16 protein-coding genes and 1 pseudogene are annotated in these 18,696 nt (G+C 33.9%); 4 read left to right on the top strand and 13 right to left on the bottom strand.

Features of this window, described 5'->3' with window-relative positions; genetic code table 11:
* Positions 1-4: 4 nt before the first annotated feature.
* The 4 genes from glmL to NRK67_10975 all read right to left on the bottom strand — a co-directional run bounded on the left by glmL (position 5) and on the right by NRK67_10975 (position 3,937).
* Positions 5-1,417 (bottom strand): methylaspartate mutase accessory protein GlmL, encoded by a 1,413-nt coding sequence (gene glmL, locus NRK67_10990; GenBank protein UUV17814.1) that lies wholly within the window; start codon positions 1,415-1,417, stop codon positions 5-7.
* 45 nt (positions 1,418-1,462) lie between these two features.
* Entirely contained in the window at positions 1,463-1,882 is a 420-nt protein-coding gene (gene glmS / locus NRK67_10985; protein UUV17813.1) for a methylaspartate mutase subunit S, read from the bottom strand.
* Positions 1,883-2,232: 350 nt separating this feature from the next.
* Positions 2,233-2,913 carry a hypothetical protein gene (locus NRK67_10980; GenBank protein ID UUV17812.1) on the bottom strand — a complete coding sequence of 227 codons (681 nt, stop codon included), beginning with the start codon at positions 2,911-2,913 and terminating at the stop codon, positions 2,233-2,235.
* A 193-nt stretch (positions 2,914-3,106) separates the two neighbouring features.
* A complete protein-coding gene (locus NRK67_10975) occupies positions 3,107-3,937 on the bottom strand; it encodes a WYL domain-containing protein (protein ID UUV17811.1) in 831 nt (276 codons plus the stop codon).
* Positions 3,938-4,122: 185 nt separating this feature from the next.
* Between NRK67_10975 and cysK the strand changes: the two genes are divergently transcribed.
* Positions 4,123-5,046 carry a cysteine synthase A gene (cysK, locus tag NRK67_10970; GenBank protein ID UUV17810.1) on the top strand — a complete coding sequence of 308 codons (924 nt, stop codon included), beginning with the start codon at positions 4,123-4,125 and terminating at the stop codon, positions 5,044-5,046.
* Positions 5,047-5,089: 43 nt separating this feature from the next.
* On the opposite strand, the gene NRK67_10965 is transcribed toward cysK, so the two are convergent.
* The 7 genes from NRK67_10965 to NRK67_10935 form a co-directional block, all read right to left on the bottom strand.
* Positions 5,090-6,493, bottom strand: coding sequence for a peptide MFS transporter (locus tag NRK67_10965; GenBank protein ID UUV17809.1), 1,404 nt, complete (start codon positions 6,491-6,493; stop codon positions 5,090-5,092).
* A gap of 200 nt (positions 6,494-6,693) precedes the next feature.
* The gene (locus tag NRK67_10960) at positions 6,694-8,739 is read right to left on the bottom strand and encodes a carboxy terminal-processing peptidase (protein ID UUV17808.1); all 2,046 of its coding nucleotides are present in this window, start codon (positions 8,737-8,739) and stop codon (positions 6,694-6,696) included.
* Between the two features lie 67 nt (positions 8,740-8,806).
* Positions 8,807-9,616, bottom strand: coding sequence for an aminotransferase class IV (locus NRK67_10955; protein UUV17807.1), 810 nt, complete (start codon positions 9,614-9,616; stop codon positions 8,807-8,809).
* Positions 9,617-9,625: 9 nt separating this feature from the next.
* Positions 9,626-11,011 carry an aminodeoxychorismate synthase component I gene (gene pabB, locus NRK67_10950; GenBank protein UUV17806.1) on the bottom strand — a complete coding sequence of 462 codons (1,386 nt, stop codon included), beginning with the start codon at positions 11,009-11,011 and terminating at the stop codon, positions 9,626-9,628.
* Positions 11,012-11,021: 10 nt separating this feature from the next.
* Positions 11,022-11,609, bottom strand: a complete 588-nt coding sequence (locus tag NRK67_10945; GenBank protein UUV17805.1) for an aminodeoxychorismate/anthranilate synthase component II — start codon at positions 11,607-11,609, stop codon at positions 11,022-11,024.
* Positions 11,610-11,738: 129 nt separating this feature from the next.
* On the bottom strand, positions 11,739-12,035 hold the full coding sequence (locus NRK67_10940) for a metal-sensitive transcriptional regulator (protein UUV17804.1): 297 nt from the start codon (positions 12,033-12,035) through the stop codon (positions 11,739-11,741).
* 102 nt (positions 12,036-12,137) lie between these two features.
* Entirely contained in the window at positions 12,138-14,927 is a 2,790-nt protein-coding gene (locus NRK67_10935) for a heavy metal translocating P-type ATPase (GenBank protein UUV17803.1), read from the bottom strand.
* Positions 14,928-15,225: 298 nt separating this feature from the next.
* Here NRK67_10935 and NRK67_10930 point away from each other — a divergent pair, with 298 nt between their 5' ends.
* Together NRK67_10930 and NRK67_10925 are read left to right on the top strand one after the other, a co-directional pair.
* On the top strand, positions 15,226-15,699 hold the full coding sequence (locus NRK67_10930) for a GyrI-like domain-containing protein (GenBank protein UUV17802.1): 474 nt from the start codon (positions 15,226-15,228) through the stop codon (positions 15,697-15,699).
* A gap of 96 nt (positions 15,700-15,795) precedes the next feature.
* Complete coding sequence (locus tag NRK67_10925; GenBank protein UUV17801.1) at positions 15,796-16,347, top strand: NADH peroxidase; 552 nt, start codon at positions 15,796-15,798, stop codon at positions 16,345-16,347.
* Between the two features lie 106 nt (positions 16,348-16,453).
* Here NRK67_10925 and NRK67_10920 read toward each other — a convergent pair whose 3' ends face one another.
* The gene (locus NRK67_10920; GenBank protein ID UUV17800.1) at positions 16,454-17,041 is read right to left on the bottom strand and encodes a porin family protein; all 588 of its coding nucleotides are present in this window, start codon (positions 17,039-17,041) and stop codon (positions 16,454-16,456) included.
* A gap of 320 nt (positions 17,042-17,361) precedes the next feature.
* On the opposite strand from NRK67_10920, the pseudogene NRK67_10915 reads away from it, so the two are divergent.
* A pseudogene (locus NRK67_10915) lies at positions 17,362-17,494 on the top strand (IS3 family transposase).
* Positions 17,495-17,543: 49 nt separating this feature from the next.
* Here NRK67_10915 and NRK67_10910 read toward each other — a convergent pair.
* A complete protein-coding gene (locus NRK67_10910) occupies positions 17,544-18,686 on the bottom strand; it encodes a hypothetical protein (protein ID UUV17799.1) in 1,143 nt (380 codons plus the stop codon).
* Positions 18,687-18,696 lie beyond the last annotated feature (10 nt).

Genomic DNA, 18,696 nt, shown 5'->3' with positions numbered 1-18,696 from the left:
CCTCCTAATTAACTCTCTCAAGATATTTTTTCATTATTCTTACTGCCATATCCGGTTTTTCTCCTGCAAGGAGTCCCATAGCAGACAATATATATGTGCTGTCAATTAAATAATTTGGTGATCTAGGTAGTAGGTGTATAGGCTGCTCTTTATTAAACTCCCCTGCTCTCAATATGTTTCTAGGGTTTTCACTATGAACCAATACTCCACCTGTTCCAATTACATATTTGACATCTAAAAGGTCTTTTCCATGTTGGTAGTACATTACTCCCATTGGAGTAAATACACTTTCTAACCATCCACAGTGTCTTATCATTGCAATTTCAGTTCCTGCTCCTGCCATCCCTTCATCGAAAAATATTTCTTCCGGTGTTTGTGGAACCATCATAATATTTTCATGTCTGTGGTTACAGTGAGCTTTTACATCAATTTCTTTATGATCATCATGCAGATATTTTCTTATTTTCTTTGTTCCTGCTGCTTCTAATAGTGATAGTGCAGAGTATCTCATACCGAGATCTCCTTCTACAGTTCTTTTAGCAAAAGGCTCTTCCAGCCCTTTTGGGATTACACCTGCATTACTAGGGTCCCCCTCTGCCAATGAATGGATATCTGTTGTAGCACCACCGATATCTACAACCATTAAGTTTCCTAACCCTTCTTCATCATCACTACCAAGAGCAAGTACTTCTGCAGCTTTTAATACAGCTGCTGGGGTAGGCATAAGTATTCCAGATATAAATTCTTCGGCATTTTTCATCCCTTTAGCTTCTACTATCCTTGTCATAAATATCTTTCTTATAGCTTCCCTTGTTGGTTTTTCATTTATCTTATTTAATTTTGGCATAACATTTTCTGTTACTATATAATCTATATTTGCATCATCAAATATCTCTATAATTTCGTCGTTAGCACTCTTATTTCCAGCTAATAATACAGGTATCTTTATCTTTACTTCTGCTATTAATTTAGCATTGTGTATGATACATTTTTTATTTCCGCCATCTGTTCCGCCTGCTAACAATAATATATCGGCATCTGAATTTTTTATCTCTTTAATTTCACTATGATTTAATTCATAAGAATAAGTTTTCATAACTCTAGCTCCTGCACCTAGGGCAGCTTTTTTAGCAGCATCTGCTGTAAGCTCAGGTACAAGACCTATTGCATACATCTTCAATCCACCGGCAGCCGAAGAACAAGCTATTTTTTTTATAAAATTAATATCCTCAAATGTTATATTCTTTTCCTCTATACATAATCTAAGTTTTTGATATGCTTTTTCAAAGCCGATCATTATGTCATCTTCAATTGTAGTTATGTCTTTAGCAGTAGCCAATATCTCTTCAGTCTCTACATCAACGGCTGTTAATTTAGTATAGGTACTTCCAAAGTCAATCAATAAGTAGGCATTCATTTCTACCACTCCTAATTTTTATAGTGCATCATTTTTCTTATTTTACTATTTAATCATTCCTAAATCTTTTTTGATATCTTCAGCTGTAACTTCAATAGGTGTTCCTGGTTTGTATACTCTGTCGAATCCCATGTCTAAGAATCTTTTGTTTACATCTTCCCAAACTTGCTTTCCTACTACGATGTTTCCACCAACATATAATTTAACATCTTGTAATCCAGCTTCATTACATTTTTCTTTAAATCCTTGACAATCTAATTCTCCATGGCCATATAATGAAGAGATGATGATTGCATCTGCATCAGTTTCTACTGCTGCGTTTATGAAATCTTCTTGTGGTGAAATAACTCCTACATTGATTACATTAAACCCTTGTTGTGTTAATACATGGTCAATGATCTTATTTCCAACTGCATGACAGTCCGATCCAATTACTCCGATTACTATAGTCTTTCCATTTTTCATTTTTGACCTCCAAAAATTGTTTTTAGTTTTATTTAATTTACTTCTTTATGAAACCATTCTAATCAATTTCAAAAAAAAATACAATATGTGAAAACATTCAAAAAAAAAATACCAATATATACTAATTATTCACTTAGTATATGGTTGGTATTTGATTAAAATTAAATTTTCTAATACAATTCTAATACAACAGTTGTTTGACCACATATATTTCAATTTGTTTGCTAAAAAAACACATTGCAACAATTTTGCCGTTTTAATTTTCCACCTTATTTAATGATAAACATTTATTATATATATACTTGTTTTTCATTTTTCTTATAGGTTGACCTGTTTTTGAATTTTTTATTCTATAATAGAACTACTGCTAAAACTGAATCTATTATTACATCTCTTACACCTGCTAAACATGGTATTTTATTCATATTTTTCATGTGAGGTCCAAAAGTTACCTGTATCTTATTTTTACTCAGTTCATAATCCTTTGCACTTGACCGGCTGTCCTTTACACCATTCCCGAATTCAATAGCACTAACCTCCTCCATAAGGCTGTGGATAACCCACGAAAACTCACCTTTAATAGGATTAAGATCCAAATTATAAGGTAGAACACACTCTACTACTCCTCCTATTGAATCATTTGTCCCTAACATTTTTTGGATAGCAATGGTTATATAATCCTTATTTTGTTCTGCTGTATTTATCCCACCTATTTCTACAGCTAATGCGTTTAATTCATACGGTATATGTTTCTTTGCTATGGTTCCGGCTAAAACCACAGCTGACAACTCATCTCCATATAGATATTCAAAAATAATATTCTCTCCTGTAGTAACCTCATCCTTTATTCCCTGTAATACATCGATCTCTTCCCTGGGATCAACAGTGACCCCCTCCATCTTTCTCCTGTGAAGATCCATTCCAAAATCTGTAGGAGTGATGGATATTCCACTCTTTACTCCTCCTACTATTAATTTTACTCCATTTTCTATATTCACTATCTCTACAATCATATTTTTACCAAATTTCATCTTATTCCTCCATTTTATTCTTTCAAATTTATAAATATATAATTACCGCTATTTTATTTCATCTTACCATTAATTAATTCTAATAAAAAACTTCTTATTACTTTTTTCGATATACGAGCTCCTAATTTATTTCTATCCTTAAATAAAAATAATTAGAATGTAGAAAAGTAACCAAAAATTCAACTTCATACTTTTAACCTTTATACATTTTTACTATCTTTTTAGCTTCAGCAGAAAACCATTCTCTTAAGCTTCCAGGAGATATTATCTCCACATCACTCATGAAATAGGCAAAGTATCTCTTTATCTTCTCCTCTGACCCCTCTACTATCCACCTGTCATCTAACTTTTCTATTAATTTAGGTCTATTGGTTTTTATCCTATCGTATTTTTCCTGCCCCCTGTCACTTAATCTTATCACAACTGACATTCCATAGGATAGAAATGGGTCAAAATCTCCTCTGACCTTCCCCAGATACTCTGTATCTCCTTTATGTCTCTTTTCATCCAATATATATACATATTTTATATTACATAATCTATAGTTTCTGTAAATTTCGTCTTCCTCTGAATAACAAAATAAATAATTACTCACTTCCATACTAGAATATAAAACATTATATGGACTTACAATTTTTTCAGCTGTTTCAAACTTAATCTTTATCTTTTTTTTCTCTTTTATCCCCCTTTGGATCTTTCCTATTAATTTTTCAAATATAAATCTTTCCCTTATAACCTTAGACTGGGATATATACCCATATATTAAAGTCCTTATAAGGGAAGCTTCTGTTTCAAATTCACTTCTGTTATATATCTCTGTATAAAAATCCTCATTTTCCTTATTTAAATTAAACTGAACAATTTCCTTCTCTCCCTCAAATACAGGTATATTTTTCCCCTTTAACAGGCTGTAATTTTTTACTAAATAATTTAACAGATAATTTTTACTTACACCAAATTCTACAGCATCATATTTTAGTATATCCCCCATATACTTTGGGATAGTAACTCTTATTTTTTTCATATTTATCCCCCGCTCTTTTAAAATTCATCTTATTAGAACACTTTATAATATATAATAACCTAATTTACATGGTTTTACAATGAATCAATGGAACAAAAAATAATTATTTTTGTTGCTTTAATGTTCTATATATAGATGTTATACTATTAGGAGAATTATCAAATAACTAATAGAGGTGGATAAAAATGAAAATATTAAATAACATCTTAGAAACTGTTGGAAGAACTCCAATTTTAAAAATAAATAATATCAACGATACCCATGCAGATATCTATATTAAATTAGAATCTTTTAACCCTGCCGGTTCTGTAAAGGATAGAGTAGCTCTAAATATGATAGAGGAAGCCGAAAAAAATGGGCAGCTAAAAAAAGGGGATACAATTATCGAATCAACTAGTGGAAACACAGGAATCGGCCTTGCTATGGTCTGTGCTGTAAAAGGATATAAGCTGATCATTGTCATGCCTGACTGTGTAAGTGTAGAGAGAAGACAGCTTTTAAAAGCCTATGGTGCTGAATTGGTTCTAACTGACGGGTCTCAAGGGATGAAAGGCTGTTTATGCAAACTCGATGATCTAATGAAACAACATCCAAACAGTTTTGCTCCTGATCAATTTTCAAACCCGGCTAATCCTATGGCACACTACAACTCTACTGGAACTGAGATTTGGGAAACTTTTAAGGATGAATTGGACATCTTTGTCTGTGGGACAGGAACCGGTGGAAGTTTTTCAGGTGTCTCAAAATATTTAAAGGAAAAAAATAAGGATATTTATACTGTTGCTGTGGAACCTATGAGAGCTCCATTCATCTCTACAGGAGTTACTGGTCCCCATGATATCCAGGGAATGGGTATGAGTGCCGGATTTATCCCTTCTACATTTGATTCTTCTGTTATGGATGAGATAGCTACTATCTCCTATGAAGAGGCTCAGGAGATCACTAACAGGTTAGCAAAGGAGGAGGGAATCTTAGGAGGAGTTTCTTCTGGGGCAAACTTAGCTACAGCTTTAAACCTGGCTAAACGTCCTGAGAATAAAGGAAAAAAAATCTTAACTCTTATTATGGATACTGGAGAGAGATATCTTTCCAGCGGTATATTTTATTAATTAAAAAAGGTGTTTTCCCACTTTGAGGAAAACACCTTTTTTCTTATGCTTTTTTCAATACAGCTTCTCTTTTTTCCTCTCCCATCAATCGAAGAAGAGGTTTTCTTAAACTAAACAATGAAACTGACATTATAAATAACAAAATTCCTATTCCACTAAATATTGTAGAAAATCCAAAATTTTGAGTAAATCCTGCTATTATACCGGAGAATATACTGGCAAAAAAGTTTGTTAAAAACCACATTCCCATAAATAAAGTAGCATATTTAGCCGGAGCCAGCCTATTTACCATGGCATTTCCTACTGGAGATAAACAAAGTTCTCCTACAGTATTGAAAAAATAAGTTCCTGTTATAAATATCAACCCAGCTTTGACACTAGGATCCGAAGTTCCATTAGTCGATAATACAGAGAGAACCATAATTCCAAAACCTAAAGACATAAGGAGCATCCCAAGAGACATCTTTACTGGAATAGACAAGTCCCCTCTTTTTGTTTTGGATAATTTAATCCAAATAATCCCCAATACAGGAGCTATTGTCACACATAAAATTGAATTAAGTGATGTAAACCAGGGTACAGGTATATCGAACCCTCCAACACCTCTGTCTACAAAATCCCTTGCGTAAAGGGCAAAAGAGGTATAAGATTGGTTAAAGGCTGTCCAAAACACTGTCACAAAAACACATATTATTAATAGAGCGTATACTTTATCTTTCTCACCTTTTGTTAAAGGTTCCTTAATAACCTTCCCATCTTTATTTTTATGGCTGTGAGCTATAGGATCTCTCCCAACTTCTTTCAGATATTCTGGAGCCAGCATCTTAAATACAAAAGCACCCAGTAATATTCCTCCTCCACAAAATGCAAAAGCTACTTTATACCCATAAAATATAATAGTTCCATCTGCTCCAACTACAGAAAATAAATTATCCGCAACTAAACCTATTATTAAAGGTGCTAAAAATGCTCCCAAATTAACTGCCGTATATTGTAAACTATAAGCGGCATCTTTCCTGGCTGTATCCTCTTTAGGATATAAATTCCCTATAATATTAGTTCCGCTGGCTTTAAAAAAACCATTTCCTATTATTATAGTTATCAAAGCAATGTATAATGATGTCTGGCTCTGACTTCCAAATAAAATCAGATCTCCTACTCCTATGAGCACACACCCTATAAATATACATTTTTGCTGTCCTAAATAATTATCTGCCAGCCACCCTCCAATTATTGGTGTTAAGTAGATAAATCCAGTAAAAAAACCAAAAAGAGATGTGGCAGTTTTTACGTCCATCCCCAACCCACCCTGAGTTAAGTTTGCTGTAAAAAATAAGACCAATATAGCTGTCATTCCATAATAACTAAATCTTTCCCATAAAATAGTGAAACACATCAACCAAAATCCCTTTGGATGTCCTTCTTTTTTTCCCGTAACTGTTGTCATAAAATCCCCCCTCATCTGTATCTTACAAACTAAGTATACTTCCCTATTTTATTGGAGTTAATAGTTCTAAAAAAAATATTCTAAGTTTTTTTTAATTTTATTCTAAGTTTTTTCTAACGGTAACTGTATAGTAATTTATTGGTATTTTTTTATTTTAAAAGCCTGAGTTTTGTAAGATACAAAACTCAGGCTTTTAATTTTTATTTTTTTCTTCCTATGGCTAACTCATCTGCTAATATCTTAACAGTTTCTATAATTTCACCGTCTTTTTTTAGTAGTTCAAGTTCATCTTTTTTAGCTCTACCTCTATTATAATCTTCCAAGGCTTTATAATCCTTAAGTTGTGGTTCATTCTTAGCCACCATCTTCTCATTAGTTATTTTAAGCCATTTATCTTCTAATTCCTTAGTTTCCATCTTTCTGACTGTTCTATTCAAAGATACCTCTTTATCCTTTGTTATCTCCTCGATAATACCATACCTTTTGATATTATAGATAAAGTCGGGATTACTAGCTATCCTTTCCTTATGTTTTTTAGATAAATATTCTTTTAGTTTATTGTTATTTTTACTATTTTCTCCATTTATCAGAGAGTCTACCTCATCCCACGGGAGTGGGTTATCCAGTGAACTCTCCCCTACCTCTGCACTGTCATATGTAGGAGGAAATAAGATGTCCGGCGTTACCCCTTTATGCTGTGTACTGCCACCATCTATACGATAAAATTTACCATTTGTATATTTTAACTCTCCAAGATCTAACTGTTTTATAGTCTGTACTGTTCCCTTTCCAAAAGTAGGAGTTCCTACAATTAGTCCACGTCCATAATCCTGCATTGCTGCTGCAAAAATTTCAGATGCAGATGCACTGAGTCTGTTTACCATTACTACTACCGGTTTATCAAAATAAGTTGTCATGTCGCTGTCCCCTAAATAACTTACACGACCTCCTTCCTTTACCTGGACTACAGGACCATAGGGTATAAATAATCCCATAAGGTTATTCACTTCACTGAGAGATCCTCCGCCATTATTTCTAAGGTCTATGATCAGCCCATCTATATTTTCCTTATTTAATTTTTCAATAATTTTTTTTACATCTCTGGTAGTACTCTTATAATCTTTATCCCCCTTACTATATGCATCAAAATCCATATAAAATGAAGGCAGATTGATTACTCCTATCTTATAGTTTGAGTTCTTGGATTTAGCTTCCTTTATGAAATATCTGGCTCCCTTATCCTCTAATTTCACATTTTCCCTTACAAAAGTATATTCTTTTGCTGTTTTACTCCCGCTTGGAATTACCCTTAATTTTACAGTTGTTCCCTCTTTCCCTCTAATAAGGTTTACTGCATCTCCCAGGGGCCAGTCCATTATATCTTCAAATGTCTTCCCATCTGTGGCTACGGCTATTATTTTGTCCTCAGGCTGGAGTTCCTTTCCCTTTGCAGCAGGTCCGTCAGGCATAATTTTTACAACCTTGATAAATCCCTTTTCCCCAGTGAGTACCGCTCCTATCCCTGAAAGCTGCAGCTTCATACTCATATTAAAATCCACTATTTCCTTGGCAGAAAGATAGGTTGTATGAGGATCATATTCCTTTAAAAAAGCATTTACAAAATATGAATATATATCATCTGTAGTTTTCTTCTCCAACAATTTTTTTCTTGTCTCCATCCTGCTTTTCATCCTAACAATACTCTCTTCATATGTCAGTTCTTCGTAGTCCTCTAGAGATAGAATCGATGATTTCAACATCTTCTTCCAGTGGCTTTCATATTCTTTTTTTGTCACAAAATATGGCTCATCTTCCCTGTCATAAACTAACTTTTCATCCAGAGTGAAATCTAAACTTTTAGGGTTTTTCAATAATTTAGTCTGATATTTATTTACCCTTTCTACAGCCTCTTTATAGACATCATAGATCTCAAAAGCTGCTCTGGAATTCCCATTTAGAAAGTCATCATCTAATTGGTTTCCCCATTTTTTATAAATTTCATCGACCTCAGCCTGGGTGAAATATTGATGGTTGTAATCCAATGTATCCAGATAATTTTTTAATACATTTTTAGAAAATTGATCATCTATATCTAAATCTTTATAGTGAGTTGTTTCCAGAGAAAAAGATATATCCGATAATACCTTATTCATCTGTTCTTTCTTTTCTGTGTCTACTCTGGCAACAGAAACTATTGCTATAAGCAGTATTCCTATTAATACCGTTATTTTTCTACGTATTTTCATCTTATGCCTCCTAGTATCTTATTTATTTTCAGAGTTTCTCATCTTTAGTCTATCTTTTCCTTAAAATTTAATATTTTCTAAGTTCCTCTGCCAATAGATCCGTTATACGATATTTTTTTAAATCATAAGTTGTGTGGTCTATCTTTGATACCGGCATAATTCCCATTATAGAATTGGTCAAAAACACCTCATCTGCTTCCAATAGTTTTTTTAGTGAAAAAAATCCCTGCTTCAACTCTAAATGTTTATTTTTATCTATAATCTCTATAAGTTTTTCCCTGATTATCCCCTTTAACAGACCGCATTCCTTTGTAGGTGTATGAATCATTCCATCTTTGATAAAAAATATATTAGAAGTTGCCCCTTCAGATATATAGTTTTTACAGTCTAAAAATAACACTTCATCACTGCCAATGTTTTTAGCTTCCCTAAGGGCATATATATTTTCTAGATAATTAACAGATTTAATACCAGATATGATAGAGTTGGGATTTCTTTTAAATTCAGATATTTCCATCTTAAATCCCTCTCTATATTTTGAGCTCTTATATTTATTTTCCCTGTGAGTCACCAGTATATCAAAGGAGTCTGAGTTTTTAAGGACAGTTACCCTCAAAACAGAATTTTCTAAGGAGTTTTTTTGGATATAAAGGTTTAAATACAGGCTTAATTTCTCAAAATTAAGATCCATATTTATCTTAAGTCTTTTAACAGCTTTAATCAATCGGTTATAGTGCTCTTCTAAATAAATTAATTTCTTGTCTTTTAATAAAATTGTCTCGAAAACCCCATATCCATATAGCAAACCATCTTCTATATCCATTTTAAACTCATCTGATGATATAAATTTATTATTTGAAATTATGTAATTCATCATACTCAACTCCTAAGTTATGTTTAATGCCTTCACCAATGCCCTGCCCTTTACCAGGCTTTCTTCATATTCTTCGTGGGGGTCTGAATCCCAGACGACCCCTCCTCCTACTTGAAAATATGCTTTCTTATCCTTTAAAACTATTGTTCTGATGGCAATATTCAGATCCATATTTCCATCAAATCCTAGATATCCGATACTCCCGGTATATATATTCCTGGTTGTTGTTTCCAGTTCATCTATTATCTCCATAGCTCTTATTTTAGGAGCGCCTGTGATAGAGCCCCCTGGAAATGTTGCTTTAATTATGTCTACTGCCGATAATTCATCCTTTAATTTCCCCTGTATTGTGGCTACCATCTGTAATACAGTGGCATATTCTTCCAGATGAAATAACTCTGTTACCTTTACACTTCCTGTTTCAGCCACCCTGCTGATATCATTTCTCATAAGGTCTACTATCATTAGGAGTTCAGCTCTGTCTTTTTCACTGTTTACTAGTTCTTCCTTCAATTTTTTATCTTCTGCTTCGGATTTTCCACGGGGTCTAGTTCCCTTCATAGGCCTGGTTTCTATAGTCCTATCAGTCAGTTTTATAAATCTTTCCGGGGAGCTGGATATTATTTCTCCCTCTCCAAAATCTAAATATGCAGCAAATGGAGCCGGGTTTATCGATTTTAAATTTTTATATAACTCATTGGAATTTCCTTCAAAATCACACTCAAATCTCTGGGTGAAGTTAACCTGATAGATATCTCCAGAATAGATGTAGTCCTTTAATTTTTTTATAGATGACAGATAATAATCCTCTGTCATATTAGAACTTATCTCTCTATTCTTTAGAATCTTTTTTTCTCTTTCTTCTATTTTTGATTTATTTTCATATTCTTTTATACTATTTTCTGTTTTTTTTATTATTTCCTCTATATTTTCTTTAAATCCTATTGCCCCTATATATTTTTTATCATCTTTATGATCTATTATTATGATCCCGTCATAAAAACCCATTACCATTTCAGGAATATCCACTTCTTTATTCACTGTATTTGGTAGTTTTTCCATTAAGTGGGATAATTCATAGGAAAAATAACCTACTCCTCCACCTACAAAGGGGATCTCCTCCCTCTCGATCTTATACAGGTCTAATTTCTCCTGTAAAATATCCAGGGGGTTCCCATCTATTGTTCTTGTCTTCCCGTCTTCCTCTAAACTTACTCTCTTTCCTTCTGACTTTATCATTAAAAATGGATCTACACCTATAAATGAATATCTTCCTAATTTTTTACTATCCATTCCGCTATCCAAAAAAAACGGATAGTTTCCATTTTTTTTAACAGCTTCAAATAACTCCATACTAGTTAAATCACTTTTAAACTCTATTATTTTCGCTCTCTTCATCGATATTCTCCTAATTTAAAGTCTTCCTCTCTTTTGCTTCTGCCAAAAAATTAGCCAGCATCTCATGTCCACACTCTGTTAAGAGAGCTTCCGGGTGGAACTGCACTCCCTCCAAAAGATATTTTTTATGCCTTACTCCCATTATCTCACCATCTACAGTTTCTGCTGTAATCATCAACTCTTCGGGTAATTTATTACTGTCGGCTATAAGGGAGTGATACCTTGTCACCTTTATTGGATTTTTAAGGCCTTTAAAAACTCCTCTTCCAATATGAGGTATCTCTTCTACCTTCCCATGGACTGGTGTTTTAGCTTTTATTATTTCTCCACCTAATATCTGAATCAAAGATTGGTGTCCCAGACAAATTCCTAATATAGGTATAGTTTTATAGAATTTCTTTATTACTTCTATACTTATTCCTGCCTCATCTGGTGTTTTAGGCCCGGGAGATATCACTATCATATCAGGGTTTAATTCTCTGACTTTATCCAGACTTATTTCATCGTTTCTATACACCCTTACCTCTTCCCCTAATTCATTTAAATATTGAACCAGATTATAGGTAAAGGAGTCATAATTATCTATCATCAATATCATAAATTTCTCCTAAAATGCTTGTAGTTTATTACTAAAATTATATGTTAATTTCCTAATATTATCAAGGGATTAAATAATATAAAAAAGACCAAGTAAAATTAATTACTCAGCCTTTCAATATATTTATCCCTATTTCATCATCTTTTTTATAGTTACCAGCAGTTCATCTATAACCTCTGTTTTCCCCTCAGACAGCTGCTCAATCATACATGACTTCATATGAGCTTCCAGTAAGAGGTTGGCCGTTCCGCTGAGAGCGCTCCTTATAGAAGATATCTGAGTCAAGATATCATCACAATATATATCCTCTTCTACCATCTTATTTATCCCTCTGACCTGCCCCTCGATCCTGTTTAATCTATTTTTTAATTTTTTCTTTAACTCCTCATTATGGTGTGACTTCTTATCTGCACAGCATGTTGACATCTCATCCCCTCCTTTTATGGTCCCCTCACATTTAAAATTTATTATCTCCTCTAAAAAACGCCCTTTAGCCTTTCCAAAGAAAATATATCCCCTTATCACAATCTAGTATTTACTTTTAAACAATTTTAATCGGAGTGCATTACTCACTACAGAAACTGAACTCATTGCCATGGCTGCTCCTGCTATCATTGGATTTAGTAATGGTCCGCCAAATATATAGAGTAGTCCTGCTGCTACCGGTATCCCTAAAGTATTATATCCAAATGCCCAAAATAAATTCTGCTTAATATTTTTAATGGTAGCACGACTGAGTTCGATGGCCACAGCCACATCCTTTAAGTCACTTTTCATAAGTACTATATCCGCTGACTCCATAGCCACATCTGTTCCAGAAGCTATTCCTATTCCTATATTTGCCTGAGCTAGTGCAGGAGCATCATTTATCCCGTCTCCTACCATCCCTACTCTATATTCCTGCTCCTGTAATTTTTTTACCTCTTCTATCTTATCCTCTGGCATCACTTCAGACAACACCATGTCTATTCCTACCTGTTCCCCTATTGCATCTGCTGTTTTTTTATTATCTCCAGTTATCATAGCTACCTGGATTCCCATATCTTTTAAATTTTGAATAGCTTTTCTGCTGCTTTCCTTTATTGGATCAGCCACTGCTATTATCCCGCTGAATTTTCCCTCTATAGCAACCATCATAGGCGTCTTCCCTTGTTTAGCCAGCTGATCTATCCTCTCTTTATCCTCAGGCGACACTTCTATATTATTTTTTACCATCAATTTTTCATTTCCAACCAAGATGGCCTTTTCCTCTACTACTCCTGCTATTCCCATTCCTGTTACTGAATTAAATCCACTTACCTCTAAAAGTTTCATCCCTCTTGCCTTTACTTCCTCTACTATGGCATCTCCCAGAGGATGTTCAGAATGGGTTTCAAGAGATCCAGCCAGCTGCAACAATCTTTGCTTATCTATTACTCCGTCTTTCTCAGATTCCACTATATCCGTTACTTTAGGCTTTCCAAGGGTAATAGTTCCTGTTTTATCAAAAATTATATAATCCAGCTTATGGGTAGTTTCCAATGCTTCCCCACCTTTTATTAGTATCCCGTTTTTAGCTCCCATACCAGTTCCTACCATAATAGCTGTAGGAGTTGCAAGTCCTAAAGAACATGGACAAGCTATAACTAATACCGCTATAAATATAGTTAGAGCAAATATACTTGGATCGTTATTTAACTCTATCCATCCTAATTTTCCTGCTAAATACCATAGAGTTGATGAAACCATTGCAATTACTATAACCACAGGTACAAAATATCCTGATATTATATCTGCCATTCTGGCAATCGGAGCTTTAGATCCTTGGGCATCCTCTACTAATTTTATTATATGGGACAGGGTCGTATCCTCTCCTGTAGCCTTTGTTTCTATCTGGATACTTCCATTTTTATTTATACTTGCTCCCACTACCCTATCTCCTGCCCTTTTTTTCACAGGTATACTCTCACCAGTCAGCATAGATTCATCTACACTGGTTTGACCGTTTATAACAACCCCATCTACAGGAATTTTTTCTCCAGGTTTAACCAGTACAATATCCCCTACTTCTACCTCTTCTACTTCTACCTCTATGATCTCTCCATCTTTCATTAGAGCTGCCATTTTAGGTCTTAAACTTCCTAGTTTTTTAATAGCTTCCGAGGTTTTACCCTTACTTACATCCTCTAAATATTTTCCCAAAGAGATAAGAGCTAATATCACCACTGCTGATTCATAGTATAGATGGTGAGCCATGGTTAGATTCCCCATATAGATTTCAAGGGTTCCATATAGACTGTACAATATAGCTGCTCCTGTACCAATGGCTATCAAGCTGTCCATATTGGGGTTCCTGAATAAAACTTTGAATCCTACCAAATAAAATCTTTTTCCTAAATAAACTACCGGTATTGTAAATAATAGCTGAATAAGTGCAAAATTCATTGGGTTTTTATCCAGATCAATAATTCCAGGCAGAGAGGCTCCCAACATAGATCCCATTGCTATATACAGTATTACCCCTCCAAAAAAAAGCATTCCCATCAATTCATACCATTTTTTCTTCAACTCTAATTTTTTCTTATCAAAACCCGGATCTTTCTCATCCTTTACGGCTTTAAATCCCAAAGCCTCTACTTTTTTTCTAATCTGAGATAATTTTATCTCCTTTTTATTAAATTTTATCCTCATTTTTTCTGTGGTTAAATTTACTACAACTTCATCGACACCTTGTTCCTTCCCCAGGTTTACCTCTATACTCCTAACACACGACTGGCAGGTCATCCCTTCGATCTTTAGAGTTATATCTTCTATGAAACCTTCCTCTATAACCTCATATCCTGCATATTCAATTGTTTTCTTTATGGTATCCAGATTTACCTTTGTAGAATCAAAAACTATCTCTAATTTACTCGTTAAAAAATTTATATCTGCCTTTTCTACTCCGGCTAACTTTCCTGTCTTCGTCTCAATAGTCCTCACACATGCCTGGCAGGTAATCCCTCCTATCTCAATAATTTCAGTTACTAAAACTTTATTTTCTATTATAGATTGCTCTTTTTCAGACCCAACACTCTCACTATTTTTTATAGTATGTAACTCATTATTTTCTTCCTTATTTTTTCCCTGTTCCAAAACTCCATAGCCTGCATTTATTATCTCTTTTTTCAGATGGTCAAAATCAACTAAAATTTCACTCTCAAAGTCAATAGTTAGAGCAGATGCTTCTAAATCTACTACTCCTTTACTTACACCATCTATATTATTTGCGATTCCTTCCACTTTCTTCTTACACTTTCCACACCCTAAGCCTGTTAATTTTAGTACCATAGTTTTCATCTTCCTCACTCCTTGAAGACCTTTTGGCCCAATATAAAATCAATAATTTATAATTAATTAAAAAATCATTTTTTAATACGAAGGTTCTAATCCTTTGAGATCTAACCAACATTTAAAATCGTGCAGGAATATAAATCGGTTAATTTTTCACTTTAGAAATATACCCCAATACCCTATATAAAAAGTTTACCATCTAACTTTTAAATTGTCAAAAATATTTATTCTTGGTATTTTTTATAAATGGGAGTATATTTATAATGAAAGATATTTTAATATATATAGTTAATTAGGAGGCAGGATGAAATTTGAAAATGTAGAATTTAAGGAACAAAAATGTTTTGGTATTGAAAAGCATATTACAACAACAAATAAAAAAGAAGGTCTTATCAATAACCTATGGATGACCTTTGTTGAATCCATTGATTATAAAGCTGCTGGAGCTCTCTATGGAGTCTCTAAAAATTTCGATATAACTACCCAGGAGTTTGATTATTCAGCTTGTGCTGATATAAATACTCCTATTTTAAAAGAGTTCACAAAAAAAGAAATAACTATCCCCGGTGGAAAATATGCTAAATTTAGTTCCAAGGGAATTATGAATGATAAAACAATAGAAAAATTTTATACCGATGTATTTACCTTTACAATGGTAGGAGGAGAGATTACCCCAGATATGGAAAGAGGGATTAATTCCTTTGAACTCTATGATGAATCATACCTGGGTATAGATAATCCTGACTCGATCTACTATCTTTTGATTCCTATAAAATAATTGTTGACATTATCTGGTAAACAAGTTATTATACTTTTGTAATCAATACAAAGTTGTGAAGTTTAAATAAAAAATATATACAGGGAGTGGTTAAAGATGGCAAAAGTAAGATGTACAGTATGTGGAGAAGTATTAGATTCAAACGTTGAAGTCTGTCCAGTATGTAAAGCTGGAAAAGATAAATTCGTAGCTTATGATGAGAGCGCTACTGAAGAGTGGGCAACTGAACATAAGTTAGGAGAAGGATTAGCTTGTGGAGATGCAGAGATCATTGAAGGATTAAAAGCTAACTTTGCAGGAGAATGTACAGAAGTTGGGATGTACTTAGCAATGTCAAGAGTTGCAGACAGAGAAGGATATCCTGAAGTTGCTGAAGCATATAAAAGAATTGCATTTGAAGAAGCAGAACATGCAGCTAAATTTGCTGAATTATTAGGAGAAGTAGTAACAGATTCATCTGAAGAAAACTTAAGATTAAGAGTTGCAGCTGAATACGGTGCTACATCTGGTAAATTTGAATTAGCTAAGAGAGCTAAGCAATTAGGATTTGATGCAATCCACGATACAGTACATGAGATGGCTAAAGATGAAGCTAGACATGGAAAAGCTTTCAAAGGTTTATTAGAAAGACATTTTGAAGGGAAATAATTACAATTAAGATTTTTGTGGAGTTTGAATTTTAAATAACTTTATATCTTTCTTAATATTAAAAGGAGAAAATTCAATTGAATTTTCTCCTTTTTTATTTAAGCTATTATTCAAACCTATACCCTAGAGATACATAAACCAATTTTTCTTGAAAAGTTCCTTCAGCTAAAGTAGATTCGATAGATTCTTCAAACTCTGTTATTTGATATCCTATCTCTAGATTAACATTTTTATATTCTAACCCTGCTGCTACTCCTGCTGCCCACTTTCCTTCTACTTTTTCAGTTACATTATTTTGTCCCACTATTTTTGCATCCCCGAACATCCATCCACCCTTGGCACTGACATAGGGAGTCAATAGATCCAATTGATTAAAGCTGTATCTCATTACACCCATCAACCCAAAGGCATCTAAAGTATCGTCATAACTTTTTATCCCTGTAGTATCTCCTATATCTATACCATATGGAACCCAGGCTATATTTACACCCATCTCAAAGTTCTTAGTTACACCATATAATATGTCTGCATTTAATCCCCTAAATTCTCCATCTATATCATTTGATCCGACATCTTTCCCCATAGAGATCTTAGGAATAAAACTAAGCTGCCCTTCCCGGCCGCCCTTCGCACCTGCCATTGCCATAGTAGACATTGTCCCCAATATCATAGTTAATATTATTAGTCTTTTCATCTCTCTCCCTCCTAATGTTTAACCTTTATTTTCTGTCTTAATTCAAGTATAACTCAAGAAAAATGAAAAAGCGATTAATTTTAAAAAAATAATAGCCGCTTCTAATCTTTATTCAACAGGTTTGATCCTTTCTATTTTTAAATCAACAACCGTTTTTATATTTACTTTAATATAACCCTGCTATAAATATTGTAGTTATGGCAGCTGGTATTACAAGCCTTACCAATGGAACCCATCAGTTAAAAACCTTTAATTTAATTGCTCCGATATTTGTTTCATCTTGATATTTTTTTAATTTCCAAATAAATAGTGTATAAAAAAATGCTCCAATAGAATCATTCTTTGGACATATGAAAGATAAAATGAATCTAAAACAATTAAAAACATTAGATGAAGCTAGAAAAAAACTCAAGATACATGAATTATTATAACTATAGGTGTCAATGGGACTAAAAAAAGACGACTTCTGTAGAATACAGAAATCATCTTTTAGTTGCATAAATTATTGTCCCACTCTTTTTTCAGTGTCCTTGACAAGGGTTACACTTTTCTTCTTTAACCTTCTACTAATACTCTTGTAACACATTATCACCAACAGGATACCACCAAGATACCCATTTATAACATAAACAACATTCACAAGTTTATCAAAAGGAAGCCATATTCCAACAAAGAAACCTAAAGTAGCTAGTGAACATGTAAGAACCTTAAAGGACTTTGTGCCCTCTACAGTAAATCTCGCTGAGACACTCCAAAGTAAAGGAACTGCTGTGGAGAAAATTCCTGCTAAGATTATTAGAGCAAATATGCTGGAAAACAGTGGATGAATATTGTTCGCTAAGTAAAGCATTGGAATTTGTGTACCGGCTGTCGTATTGATAGACGACAGTAGCCCCAAGGTGATAACCACTACTGCCAGGGAGAAAAGAGCTCCTCCAAGGATCCCTCCAGATTTAGCCTCTAAAGAACTTTGAGCTTTGGCTCCTAAAGAAGCCAGGAATCCGGCTAACCAAAGCATACAGAAACCAACATATGAAAAAGCAGCTAAATACCATGATGATGATGCCTTCACCAGTTTTTCAGAAGATTTCAAAGATTCTATGGACAAGGACACTGTTTTGGGATCTAGGTTTGCATAGTTCTTGACGATAGCTACAAGACCTACACAAATTGCGATAGCAACTATAATAGGCCCGACTCTTCCAACGATTTCAACTATCCTAGACAATCCTCTAAGGACTGTGATTAAAGACAAAGAAACTATTAAAAGTCCACCAACTATCGCCGGTGTCCCATAATGCTGAGTCATGGTAGCAGATGCACCTGCTACCATGACTACAAAAGACATAAAACAAAATATTGTTGAAAAATAATCAAAGAAGAACCCTAATTTTTCTCCACAATAGTATTTATAGATGTCGTTACCTTTTTCAAATTTCTCCCTGTGCCCAACCTCTAAAAAACTAGAGCAGACATATACTAAGAGCATAAAAATAACAGCAGAACCCGCTAATCCTAAGTAACCATAACCGGCAAAATACTGTAAGATCTCTTGTCCGGTCGCAAATCCTGAACCTATCAGAAAAGCAATTATAGCTCCACCAAACATCATGACAGTTTTTTTATTGATTTTTTCGTTTACCATCCAAACCTCC

Source organism: Fusobacteria bacterium ZRK30 (assembly GCA_024628785.1).
In the GTDB taxonomy this organism is placed as follows: domain Bacteria; phylum Fusobacteriota; class Fusobacteriia; order Fusobacteriales; family Fusobacteriaceae; genus Psychrilyobacter.
Note: the sequence above shows the minus strand (reverse complement) of the source record. Positions and strands in the feature narration are given on the sequence as shown.

Coding starts and splice junctions, on each gene's coding strand:
- NRK67_10910 (UUV17799.1), bottom strand. CDS start 18,686: ATGGTAAACGAAAAAATCAATAAAAAAACTGTCATGATGTTTGGTGGA.
- NRK67_10940 (UUV17804.1), bottom strand. CDS start 12,035: ATGTCAACATGCTGTGCAGATAAGAAGTCACACCATAATGAGGAGTTA.
- NRK67_10935 (UUV17803.1), bottom strand. CDS start 14,927: ATGAAAACTATGGTACTAAAATTAACAGGCTTAGGGTGTGGAAAGTGT.
- glmS (UUV17813.1), bottom strand. CDS start 1,882: ATGAAAAATGGAAAGACTATAGTAATCGGAGTAATTGGATCGGACTGT.
- glmL (UUV17814.1), bottom strand. CDS start 1,417: ATGAATGCCTACTTATTGATTGACTTTGGAAGTACCTATACTAAATTA.
- NRK67_10965 (UUV17809.1), bottom strand. CDS start 6,493: ATGACAACAGTTACGGGAAAAAAAGAAGGACATCCAAAGGGATTTTGG.
- NRK67_10960 (UUV17808.1), bottom strand. CDS start 8,739: ATGAAAATACGTAGAAAAATAACGGTATTAATAGGAATACTGCTTATA.
- NRK67_10925 (UUV17801.1), top strand. CDS start 15,796: ATGGCAAAAGTAAGATGTACAGTATGTGGAGAAGTATTAGATTCAAAC.
- NRK67_10955 (UUV17807.1), bottom strand. CDS start 9,616: ATGATGAATTACATAATTTCAAATAATAAATTTATATCATCAGATGAG.
- NRK67_10980 (UUV17812.1), bottom strand. CDS start 2,913: ATGAAATTTGGTAAAAATATGATTGTAGAGATAGTGAATATAGAAAAT.
- cysK (UUV17810.1), top strand. CDS start 4,123: ATGAAAATATTAAATAACATCTTAGAAACTGTTGGAAGAACTCCAATT.
- pabB (UUV17806.1), bottom strand. CDS start 11,011: ATGAAGAGAGCGAAAATAATAGAGTTTAAAAGTGATTTAACTAGTATG.
- NRK67_10930 (UUV17802.1), top strand. CDS start 15,226: ATGAAATTTGAAAATGTAGAATTTAAGGAACAAAAATGTTTTGGTATT.
- NRK67_10920 (UUV17800.1), bottom strand. CDS start 17,041: ATGAAAAGACTAATAATATTAACTATGATATTGGGGACAATGTCTACT.
- NRK67_10945 (UUV17805.1), bottom strand. CDS start 11,609: ATGATATTGATGATAGATAATTATGACTCCTTTACCTATAATCTGGTT.
- NRK67_10975 (UUV17811.1), bottom strand. CDS start 3,937: ATGAAAAAAATAAGAGTTACTATCCCAAAGTATATGGGGGATATACTA.